At 65.0% G+C, this 11,011-nt stretch carries 10 protein-coding genes; 4 read left to right on the plus strand and 6 right to left on the minus strand.

The annotated features are described in order from the left end of the window. Positions 1-372: 372 nt before the first annotated feature. From EN853_RS32545 to EN853_RS32570, 6 genes are all read right to left on the minus strand, one after another. The gene (locus tag EN853_RS32545) at positions 373-1,371 is read right to left on the minus strand and encodes an ABC transporter ATP-binding protein (protein WP_127862993.1); all 999 of its coding nucleotides are present in this window, start codon (positions 1,369-1,371) and stop codon (positions 373-375) included. A gap of 15 nt (positions 1,372-1,386) precedes the next feature. After that, positions 1,387-2,466 carry a Gfo/Idh/MocA family oxidoreductase gene (locus EN853_RS32550; protein ID WP_281061522.1) on the minus strand — a complete coding sequence of 360 codons (1,080 nt, stop codon included), beginning with the start codon at positions 2,464-2,466 and terminating at the stop codon, positions 1,387-1,389. Further along, positions 2,463-3,302, minus strand: a complete 840-nt coding sequence (locus EN853_RS32555; protein ID WP_127862994.1) for a carbohydrate ABC transporter permease — start codon at positions 3,300-3,302, stop codon at positions 2,463-2,465. The genes EN853_RS32550 and EN853_RS32555 overlap by 4 nt, the downstream gene beginning before the upstream one ends. Positions 3,303-3,310: 8 nt before the next feature. Beyond that, positions 3,311-4,240 (minus strand): sugar ABC transporter permease, encoded by a 930-nt coding sequence (locus tag EN853_RS32560; RefSeq protein ID WP_127862995.1) that lies wholly within the window; start codon positions 4,238-4,240, stop codon positions 3,311-3,313. Positions 4,241-4,463: 223 nt separating this feature from the next. Then, positions 4,464-5,723, minus strand: coding sequence for an ABC transporter substrate-binding protein (locus EN853_RS32565; RefSeq protein WP_127862996.1), 1,260 nt, complete (start codon positions 5,721-5,723; stop codon positions 4,464-4,466). Positions 5,724-5,775: 52 nt separating this feature from the next. Beyond that, positions 5,776-6,684 (minus strand): N-acetylmuramic acid 6-phosphate etherase, encoded by a 909-nt coding sequence (locus tag EN853_RS32570; RefSeq protein ID WP_127862997.1) that lies wholly within the window; start codon positions 6,682-6,684, stop codon positions 5,776-5,778. Between the two features lie 201 nt (positions 6,685-6,885). On the opposite strand from EN853_RS32570, the gene EN853_RS32575 reads away from it, so the two are divergent. From EN853_RS32575 to nagA, 4 genes are read left to right on the plus strand one after another with little or no spacing between them, the layout of a single operon-like run. Then, positions 6,886-7,767 carry an N-acetylglucosamine kinase gene (locus EN853_RS32575; protein WP_127862998.1) on the plus strand — a complete coding sequence of 294 codons (882 nt, stop codon included), beginning with the start codon at positions 6,886-6,888 and terminating at the stop codon, positions 7,765-7,767. Further along, positions 7,764-8,543: a GntR family transcriptional regulator gene (locus tag EN853_RS32580; protein WP_127862999.1), complete on the plus strand. Its 780-nt coding sequence runs from the start codon at positions 7,764-7,766 to the stop codon at positions 8,541-8,543. The genes EN853_RS32575 and EN853_RS32580 overlap by 4 nt, the downstream gene beginning before the upstream one ends. Next, complete coding sequence (locus EN853_RS32585; protein ID WP_127863000.1) at positions 8,540-9,571, plus strand: SIS domain-containing protein; 1,032 nt, start codon at positions 8,540-8,542, stop codon at positions 9,569-9,571. Before EN853_RS32580 ends, EN853_RS32585 begins: the two co-directional genes overlap by 4 nt. Further along, a complete protein-coding gene (gene nagA / locus EN853_RS32590; protein ID WP_127863001.1) occupies positions 9,568-10,728 on the plus strand; it encodes an N-acetylglucosamine-6-phosphate deacetylase in 1,161 nt (386 codons plus the stop codon). Before EN853_RS32585 ends, nagA begins: the two co-directional genes overlap by 4 nt. Positions 10,729-11,011: the final 283 nt, after the last annotated feature.

The raw sequence follows: 11,011 nt of genomic DNA on the forward strand, positions 1-11,011 counted from the left end.
AGATCCCAGGCTCATCCACGGTTGTAACCGAAGGGGTTTCGGGCGACTTCGCCAAGCCTCGAATCGGATGGCCGTCCGGTTCGAGGCTCAGTCGCTCTTCTCGCACAAATCTCTGTTCGTGCAGATACAAGGGGTGTTGGAAGGATCTCGGCGCTGCAGAAATAAGCGCCTGGAATCCTTCGATTGTCCGAAGTCGCACTCCGCTGGAGTACCCCTCATACGTCTCGGCGCTGCGCGCCGATCCACCCCCGCCGGGTCCCCGCTGCTTCGCAGCGTCCCGGCGTTCGCTGGCCTTTCATCGTGCCACTGGCACGATGAATTCGCTTCGCGAACCGGCTGCTCACCCCACAAGGGGAGAAGGGGATGCCGGCGCTACTTCAACACTCTCCCATCCGCTCCAAAGCGATAGGTCTTCGCCGGATCTGGCGTCGCATAGAGCGTCGAACCCGGTTCGGCATTGTAGACGCCGAAGATGCGCACGGTCAGCATCCCCGCCTTCTCGCAGTCGAGATAGAGGTTGGTGTCGGCGCCGAGATGCTCGGCATGCACCACGGTGCCCTTCCACGCGCCGGACTTCGTGTCGACCGTGAGATGCTCCGGCCTGACCCCGACGGTTCTGGCCGTCTCGCCCAATTTGGCGCCGTCGATGAAATTCATCTTCGGTGAGCCGATGAACCCGGCGACGAAATCATTGGCCGGCGAATTGTAGAGCTCCATCGGACTGCCGATCTGTTCGATGCGGCCGGCGTTGAGAACGACGATCTTGTCGGCCAGCGTCATCGCCTCGACCTGGTCATGGGTGACGTAGATCATCGTCGCCTTCAGCCGCCGGTGCAGCTGCGCGATCTCCAGGCGGGTGTTGACCCGCAGCGCCGCGTCGAGGTTGGACAGCGGCTCGTCGAAGAGGAAAAGCTTCGGCTCGCGCACCACGGCGCGGCCGATGGCGACGCGCTGGCGCTGGCCGCCCGAAAGCTCCGCCGGTCGCCGCTCTAGATAGGGCTCGAGCGACAGCATGGCCGAAGCGATCTTGATGCGGCGATCGATCTCGGCCGAAGGCGTGCCGGCCTGTTTCAGGCCGAGGCCCATATTGTTCTTCACCGTCAGATGCGGATAGAGCGCGTAGGTCTGGAACACCATGGCGATGCCGCGTTTGGCGGGTGGCGTGACCGAGACGTCGTCGCCGTCGATCAGCACGCGGCCCGAGGTCGAATCCTCCAGCCCGGCGATCACGCGCAGCAGCGTCGACTTCCCGCAGCCGGAGGGGCCGACGAAGACGACGAACTCGCCGTCATTGACCTCGAGGTCGATGCCCTTCAGCACCTCGACCGGCCCAAACGCCTTCTTCACATTCTCGATGTTCAGCGAGCCCACGGCTTCGTCCTTGTTCTAGAGTTTGATTGGGGCGCCGGTGCGCACGCTCTCGTCGGCTGCCAGGCAGACGGCGAGCGACTTCACCGCGTCGTCCATGTGGCGGGTGAGGTCGATGTCCTCGCGGATGGCCTTGAGCAGGAAGGCCTGTTCGCGGTCGCAGAGCTCCTGGTGGCCCGGCTCGCCTTCCATCGACAACAGTTCGTCCTCCTTGGCGAACTTGCCGTCCGGGCCGGTCGCGGCGCTGTGCAGGCGGATGGTCGAGGTCTTGGTGTGGGTGTCGATGTCGTCGGACTTCACCCCCTCCTTCATCACGATCGACACGCAGCCCTTGGGCGACATCACGTCCTTCACGAAGAAGGCGGTCTCGGAGATCATCGGCCCCCAGCCGGCCTCGTACCAGCCGACCGAGCCGTCCTCGAACAGCACCTGGAGATGGCCGTAGTTGTACATCGAGGGCGCGACCTCGTCGGAGAGCCGCACTCCCATGCCGCGCACCTCGACCGGTCGCGCATCGGTGATCTGCAGCATCACGTCGAGATAGTGCACGCCGCAGTCGACGATCGGCGAGGTCGTCTGCATCAGCTGCTTATGCGTCCCCCAGGTGTGGCCGGAGGACTGCTGGTTGAGGTTCATGCGGAACACGTAAGGCCCGCCGAGCTTCCGCGCCTCGGCGATCAGCCGCACCCAGGACGGATGGTGGCGCAGGATATAGCCGATCACCAGCTTCCTGCCGTTGGCCTTGGCCGCATCGACGACGCGCTGGGCGTCCGCAACGGTCGTTGCCAGCGGTTTCTCGACGAAGACATGGCAGCCGGCCTCCAACGCCCGTACCGCATAATCGGCGTGGCTGTCGGAATAGGTGGCGATCGCGGCGACGTCCGGCTTCTCGTCCCGCAGCGCGTCCTCGAAGGAACGCCTGATGCCGTAGCTGGCAAGACCATCCGGCAGCGGCACGTCGGATCGGTTGACGAGCGCTGCGATCTCGAAGCCCGGATTGGTGTGGTAGGCGAGCGCATGGCTGCGGCCCATATTGCCGAGGCCGGCGACAAGTACACGAAGGGGATTTGGGACGCGAAGGGGTTTTTCTGAGCTCACTTGACCGCTCCGGAGGTGATGCCGCGGATCAGCTGCCGCGAGAAGATGACGTAGAGGATCAGCACCGGCAGGATCGCCAGCGACAGCGCCGCCAGGATCGCGTTCCAGTTGGTGACGAACTGGCCGAGGAAGAGCTGCGCGCCGAGCGTCACCGTCTTGGTCTCCTCCGACGGCGCCAGGATCAGCGGGAACCACAGGTCGTTCCAGATCGGGATCATGGTGAAGACGGCGACGGTTGCCATGGACGGGCGCACCAAAGGCAGCACCAGCCGGAAGAAGATCGTGTATTCCGACAGCCCGTCGATGCGGCCGGCATTCTTCAAATCGTCGGACACCTGCTTCATGAATTCCGACAGGATGAAGATGGCTAAAGGCAGGCCTTGCGCGGTGTAGACCAGGATCAGCGCCGTCAGCGTGTTGACCAGCCCGCTCGCCACCATCAGTTGCAGGATGGCGACGGTGCCGAGGCGGATCGGGATCATGATGCCGAGCGCGAGATATAGCCCCATCATCGTGTTGCCGCGGAAGCGGTATTCCGACAGCGCGAAGCCGGCCATCGCGCCGAACAAAAGCACGAAGAACAGCGAGGCGACGGTGACAACGAGGCTGTTCTGGAAATAGTGCAGGAAGTCACCCTGGCCGAACACGGTGGCGTAGCCGACCAGGTCGAAGGTCTTCGGCGTCGGCGGGGTCAGCGGCGCGCCGAAGATGCCCGCGCGGGATTTGAACGAATTCACGATGACGAGGATCACCGGGAACAGCGCGATCACCGTATAGGTCAAAAGGACCGCGTGGGCGCCGAGGGTACGGGGCAAAGAACGAGTGGCTAGGCTCATGGCGCGCCTCAGAACTGGTAGCGACGCAAGCGCGTCTGGACGAGGAACAGGTAGACGCAGACGCCCGCGAGGATGATCAGGAACATGATCGTGGCGATCGCGGCACCCATGTTGGGGTCGCCGACCTGCAACTGGAAGCCGAAGAAGGCGCGGTAGAGGAAGGTGCCGAGGATGTCGGTCGAATAGTTCGGACCGGCGAGCGCCCCTTGCGCTGTGTAGATCAGGTCGAAGGCGTTGAAATTGCCGACGAAGGTCAGGATCGAGATGATGCCGATCGAAGGCAGGATCAGCGGCAGCTTGATCTTCCAAAACTGTGCCATGCCGGTGACGCCGTCGCATTCGGCGGCCTCGATCACCTCGTCCGGGATCGACAGCAGCGCCGCATAGATCAGCATCATCGGGATGCCGACGAACTGCCAGACCGAGACCAGGCTGAGCGCGGTGAGCGCGTACTGCTCCTTGCCGAGCCACGGCGTGAAGAAGCTCTTCAATCCGACGAAATCAAGCAGATGCGGCGCCACGCCCCAGATCGGCGACAGGATCAGCTTCCAGGCGAAGCCGACGATGACGAAGGACAGGATGGTCGGCACGAAGATCGCCGTGCGGTAGAAGGCGGCGAAGCGCAGCCGGGGGCTGGACAAAAGTGCCGCCAGCAGGATGCCGATCGGGTTCTGCACCAGCATGTGGATGATGAAGAACCAGACATTGTTCCTGAGCGCGTTCCAGAAATTCACCGACCAGTTGGGATCGCCGAACAGCGTGCGGAAATTGCTAAAGCCGACGAACACCTGGCTCTGTTCGATGTTGCGGAACAATGAGAGTTGGAGCGTGCCGAACAGCGGCAGGATCATGATCGCCGTGTAGACGAGCACCGCCGGGGCCAGGAAGACGCCTATATGCCAGCGAATCGGTTTCTTGGGTCGTGTTTGTGCGGCCATGAGTTCGGTCCCCGCCGTCTCTCGGTTCCAGGTCGATGATGCTAGCTGATGCCTCGATGCATGGCCCGGTTGTCACCATCGGGGTGGACAAGGCCAGCGACAGTGCGGCTTAGTCTTCCCCGCAAGGTGAGGGTAAGACCGAGAGGCGGCGCCGACAATCGCTATCTAAGAACTGCTCGAATGCCGACCGGGCATGTCCCCGGCCGGCCCGTTGCCTGAGCTTTTACTTCGCCGGCTTGTACCAGCTGTCGAGACCGTCCTGCAGCTTCTTGGCCGCGGCTTCCGGCGTGTCGGTGCCGTTGATCACGTTGGCCGATTCAACCCAGGTCTCGTTCTCGAGGTTCGGCGTGCCGCGCGACAGGATCTGGTAGGTCGAGCGGATCGTCGACTTGCACTTGCCGCGCCAGGAGACGAATTCCTGCGCCAGCGGGTCTTCCATCTTCACCGGCGTTTTGTTCAGGCTGAAGAAGCCCGGCAGCGCGTTGGCATAGATGGTGGCGAAATCCGCCGAAGCGACCCATTCCAGGAACTTCTTGGCTTCTTCCGGATGCTTCGATGCCGCATTCAGCCCCATGCCGATGTCGGTATGGTCGGAGATGTAGCAGGTGTCGCCGGCCTTCTGCACCGGCGGCGGGAAGGCGCCCATCTTGAACTGCGCCTGGGTGTTGAACAGGCCGATCTCCCACGAGCCGGCCGGATAGATGGCGGCGCGGCCGAGCGTGAACAGGTTCTGGCTGTCCGGATAGGTCTGCGCCTCGAAGCCGTCGCCGAGATAGGGCTTCCACTTGGCCAGTTCCTTGTAGGGCTCGACCCAGTCGGCGTCGGTCAGCTTCTGCTCGCCCTTGATCAGCGCCAGGCGGCCGTCCTCGCCCTTCCAGTAGTTCGGGCCGATGTTCTGGTAGCCCATGGTCGCGGCTTCCCAGAGGTCCTTGGTGCCCATCGCCATCGGAATGTAGGTACCGTCAGCCTTGATCTTGTCGAGCACGGCGTAGAACTCTTCATTCGTGGTCGGCACCTTGAGGCCGAGCTTGTCGAAGGCGTCCTTGTTGTAGATGAAGCCGTGGATGACCGAGGCCATCGGCACGCAGAAGCTCGACTTGCCGTCGTCGGTCTGCCAGGCGGCCCTGGCGACGGGCGAGAAATTGTCCATGCCGGGCAGCGAGGTGAGGTCGGTGAGGTTGCCCTTCTTGAACAGCTCCAGCGACTTGTCGAACGGCCGGCAGGTGATCAGGTCGCCCGCCGAGCCGGCGGTTAGCTTGGCGCCGAGTGCCGCGTCGTATTCGGTCGGTGCCGACGGCGCGAACACCACCTTGATGCCGGGGTTCTTGGCTTCGAAGGCTGGGATCAGCTTGTCCTTCCAGATGGTCAGGTCGTCGCCGCGCCAGCTTTCGATGTTGAGCGTCACGTCCTCGGCCAGCGCCATCCCGGTGGTGCCGAGGATGCTTGTGCCGAGCAGAAGGGCCGTCAGTAGTTTGGTCGTCATGTTCAGTCTCCCTGTTGACCTTTTTCAGGTTCGGTTCTGATGAGAACGGAGGCTAGCGCCCCTTGCTCCCCTCGATCGCGGAAAGCGCCGGCCTGAGCTTCTGGCCGGTTCCTTCCAGTATCTTCTCGGCCGCGTCGGCGTTGGCGGCGCCCGCGGCGAGCAGAATGGCAGTCTTGACCACACCGCCGCTCTCTTCGAGCAGGCGTGCCGCGTCGTCCCGGCTCCGGCCGGTGATGGCGGCGACCATGCGCACCGCGCGGTCGCGCAGCTTGATGTTGTCGGCGGTGAGGTTGACCATGTACCCGTCATGGACATGGCCGAGGTGGATGGCGGCAAGTGTCGACAGCATGTTGAGCGCGATCTTCTGCGCGGTGCCGGCGCCCATGCGGGTCGAGCCGGCGATCAACTCCGGCGGCGTTTCGAGCAGGATGGCGACATCGGCCTCGCCGAACAGCGGCGCGCCCTTGTTGTTGGCGATCGCGATCGTCGCGGCACCCCGGCGCCGCGCATCGCCGATCGCCTGGACGGCGTAAGGCGTCGAACCGCTGGCCGAGATCGCGATCAGGCAGTCGCCCTTGCCGATATCGGCGTTCGCCACGGCAGCCGCGGCTTCCTCAGTGTCGTCTTCCGGCCCGCCGGCGAGCGTGCGAAACGCCTCGTCGCCGCCGGCGATCAGGATGGCGATGCGGTCGCGCGCGATGCCGAACGTGCCGGGAAGCTCCAGCGCGTCAGCGACCGCCATCAGGCCGGAACTGCCGGCCGCCGCATAAGCGAGCCTGCCGCCGCTCTTCAATTGTCTTGCAATGAGTTCGGCGGCCTCGGCGATGGCCGGAATGGCGCCGTGCACGGCCTTGGCGGCCTCGATCTGCGCGTTGGCGAGGAACGAAAGGATGGCATCCGGGGCCTGGACATCCAGCCCCTCGGCGTTCTGATGAAGCGCTTCCGTGCGCGTCTCGGCCATCCAACGTCCTCCAAACTGAGGGAACAATACCAAAAAAATACCACTTGTCCACATCCATTAACGGATTTCATGCTCCCGAATTGGATCGCCAGCAAATTTCCATGATTTTTCAATAAAATACGCCTTAATCTTTTTTGAACCGAAATTAACGCTTGGCTATTGGTATTTTATTGGTATTATCCGCGACGAGGAGAACATCGCTTGAAATTCGTGCTTGGCATCGATGGCGGCGGCACCAGCTGCAGGGCGGCCCTTGCGACCGTCGACGGCGCCGTCGTCGGCCGCGCCAAGAGCGGTGCGGCCAACATCCGCACCGATCTCACCGGCGCCCGCGCCAATATCGTCGACGCTGCGAGGCAGGCTTTCGTGGCCGCCGGCCAGGACCCTGAGCTGATCCCTGAGACGCCGGCCATTCTCGGCCTTGCCGGCGCCAATGTCGGCACCTACAGGCAGCAGTTGGAAGCAATCCTGCCCTTCAGCGAGAGCCGCGTCGAAACCGATGCCGAGATCGCGCTCGAAGGCGCGGTCGGTTCCGGCGATGGCGCGATGGCGATCCTCGGCACCGGCACAGCCTATATGGCGCGCAAAGACGGCAAGTCGCGTGCCATCGGCGGTTGGGGTTTCCAGGTCGGCGACCAGGGCAGCGGCGCCCGCATCGGCCGCGATCTGCTCGAGCAGACGCTGCTTGCCTATGACGGCATCCGCCCCGGCTCGCCGCTGACGGACGCCATGCTCGCCGTCTTCCGCAACAACCCGCAAGACGTGGTCGAGTTCACCACAAACGCCAAGCCCGGCGACTTCGGCGGCTTCGCGCCAAAAGTCTTCGAGCATGCCGAAAAGGGCGACCTTGTCGCCAACTGGATCCTCGACAAGGCGGTTGGCGATGTCGAGGCCTCGCTCGGCGCGCTCGACCTTGCCGACGGCGCTCCGCTCTGCCTTCTGGGCGGTCTGGCGCCGCTCTATGCGCCGCGCCTGTCGGCACGCTATCAGGCGCTGCTGAAGGCCCCGCTCGACGACGCGCTCGGCGGCGCGGTGCAGATGGCCGTGCGCATCTTCGCCGGCAAGTCGGGGGCAGCCCGATGAGCGCCGCCGACCAGATCTTCGCCATGCTGAAGGAGTCCTCGCAGAGCGGCGCGCCGCTCTACCTGCAGCTGCGGAAAAGCATCGAGGAAGCGGTCAATCGCGGCCTCATCGGTCCGGGCGACGCGCTGCCCTCCGAGCGCGACATCGCCAGCAAGGCCGATATCTCGCGTGTTACCGTGCGCAAGGCGGTGCAGGACCTGGTCAAGGGCGGCATCCTTGTCCAGCGCCACGGCTCCGGCACCTTCGTCGCGCCGCGCATGGAGCGCGTCGAGCAGTCCTTGTCGCGGCTCACCTCCTTCACCGAGGACATGGCGCGCCGCGGCATGGTCGTGCGCTCGGCCTGGCTCGACCGCGGCCTCTATGCGCCCTCGCCGGACGAGATGATGGTGCTGGGCCTGTCGTCGAGCGAGCTGGTGGCGCGCGTGGCGCGCTTGCGCATCGCCAACGACACGCCGCTGGCGATCGAGCGCGCCGCGATTTCGGCGAGCGTGCTCCCCGACCCCGAGGCGATCGGCTCCTCGCTCTACGCGGCGCTGGAACTGACCGGCAACCGCCCGGTGCGGGCGGTGCAGCGCATCTCGGCCGCCAATCTCGGCGACTCCGATGCGCGCCTGCTGGAAGTGCCGCCGGGGGTTGCCGGACTGCACATCGAACGCATTTCCTATCTGGCGAGCGGCAAGGTGATCGAGTTCACCCGTTCGATCTACAGGGGCGACGCCTATGACTTCGTCGCGGAACTCCGGCTGACCGGGCCGGGAGAGGAGAGCCGGCCATGAGCGCAATCACCACCCATATGCGGCGCGAGATCGACGAGATCCCTGAAGCCACGGCCCGCCTGCTCGACGGCTCGGCCAAGGCGCTGGCCGAGGCCGGCCGTGGTCTTCGCGAGCGCGATCCGCATTTCGTCGTCACCGTGGCGCGCGGCTCGTCCGATCACGCCGCCACCTTCATGAAATATGCCGTCGAGCTGACCGCCGGTCTCGCCGTCGCCTCGGTCGGCCCGTCGATCGCTTCCATCTATGGCGCGAAGCTGAGATTGCGCGGCTCTGCCTGCCTCGCCATCTCGCAATCGGGCAAGAGCCCCGACATCGTCGCCATGGCCGAAACGGCGAGGGCCGGCGGCGCGCTGACGGTCGCCATCACCAACACCGCCGACTCGCCGCTGGCGCGGGCCTCGGATTACGCCATCGACATTCTCGCCGGGCCGGAGCGCAGCGTCGCGGCCACCAAGACCTTCGTAAATTCGGCCGTGGCCGCCCTGGCGCTGATGGCGCACAGCACCGGCGACGAGGCGCTGCTTGCCGCGCTCGCCCGCCTGCCCGAACATTTCGAAAAGGCGATCGCCTGCGACTGGATGGGGCTCGCCGCGGCGCTCGAGACGCCGCAGTCGCTGTTCATCCTCGGCCGCGGCCCGTCCTTCGCCATCGCCAGCGAGGCGGCGCTGAAGTTCAAGGAAACCTGCGCCATGCATGCCGAGGCCTACAGCGCGGCGGAAGTCATGCATGGGCCGCTGGCGCTGGTCGGGCCGGGCTTCCCGGTCCTGGCGCTCGCCGCCCGTGATGCCTCCGAACCTTCGGTGGCCGAGGCCGCCGACGGCCTGGCGGCCAAGGGCGCTGCCGCTTTCGTCACCTCCGACAAGGCAAGAAGCGCCAGGCTGCTGCCGCATGTCGCGACCGGTCATCCGCTGACGGATCCGCTGCCGCTGATCGTGTCTTTCTACGGCTTCGTCGAGGCCTTCGCCCGCCATCGCGGCCTCGATCCGGATGCGCCGCGCAACCTGCGCAAGGTGACGGAAACCGTATGAGCGACCGTTTCGCCCTCACTGGCGCCAGGATCTTCGACGGCGCCGACTGGCATGAAAATGCCGCCCTTGTCGTCAACGGCGACGTGGTCGAGGCCATCCTGCCCGCCGGAGCCATTCCGTCTGGTGTTTCAGCGGTCGAGACCGGCGGCGGCCTGCTGGTGCCCGGTTTCGTCGACATCCAGGTCAATGGCGGCGGCGGCGTCATGCTCAACGACCATCCCGATGTCGCCTCGATCGAGACCATCTGCCGCGCGCATGCGCCGTTCGGCACCACGGCGCTATTGCCGACGCTGATCACCGACACGCCGGCGATCACCGCCGCGGCCGTCGCCGCCGGCGCCGAGGCCGCCGGCAAGAAAGTGCCGGGGTTCCTCGGCCTGCATCTCGAAGGACCGCACCTGTCCATCGCCCGCAAGGGTGCGCATGATCCGGCCCTAATCCGGCCGATGACGGACGCAGACCAGGCGGCGCTGATCGCCGCGCGCAGTGCGCTTCCCGTCCTGCTCACCACGATCGCGCCGGAATCCGTCGAGCCTGCCCGCGTCACGGCGCTGGCCAGGGCCGGCATCGTCGTCAGCCTCGGCCATTCCGACACCGGCTATGCCACGGCAGTTGCCTTCGCCGGGGCCGGTGCCACCGTCGTCACGCACCTCTTCAATGCCATGAGCCAGATCGGCAATCGCGAGCCGGGGCTGGCCGGCGCGGCCGTTGACACAGGCAGTCTCTACGCCGGTATCATCGCCGACGGCATTCACGTCCATCCCGGCACGATGCAACTTGCGCTCAACGCCAAGAAAGGCCCGGGCAAGATCCTGCTGGTCACCGACGCCATGGCGACGATCGGCACCGACATGACCTCCTTCACGCTGAACGGCCGCACCATCTACCGCAAGGACGGGAGTCTCAGGCTTGCCGACGGCACGCTGGCCGGCGCCGATCTCGATATGATCTCCACCGTGCGCTTCGTCCACCGTGTCGTCGGGCTCGATCTCGACGAAGCGCTACGCATGGCCTCACTCTACCCCGCCGAGGCGATCGGCCAGGCGCACCGGCTCGGCCGCTTCGCCAATGGTACCGCCGCCGACATCGTTGCGCTGTCGGAGGGGCTGGACGTGAAGAACGTCTGGATCGGCGGCAGGAAGGTCTTTGGAGCGTAAGCCTATTCCTTCGTCATCCTCGGGGCTTGACCCAAGGATCCATTCCGTGACCTCGGCGAAAGGTGCAAACGGAGCAGAATTCTGCACCGCTGCAACGCTTCAAAATCACGGCATGGCAACTGTGTTCATGCGAAGGCGGTTTTGTCGCGGATGATAGCATTGAGTGTGACGAGAAGCTTTCTGGCGACGGCCACGATTGCGAGTTTCTTCGAACCGGATCGAGCCGCGAGCGCGGTGTAGAAGGCTTTGAAGCGATCGTTGGCGCGAATGGCGCCCAGAGCAG

This window comes from Mesorhizobium sp. M1C.F.Ca.ET.210.01.1.1 (genome assembly GCF_004791585.1).
Lineage (GTDB): Bacteria > Pseudomonadota > Alphaproteobacteria > Rhizobiales > Rhizobiaceae > Mesorhizobium.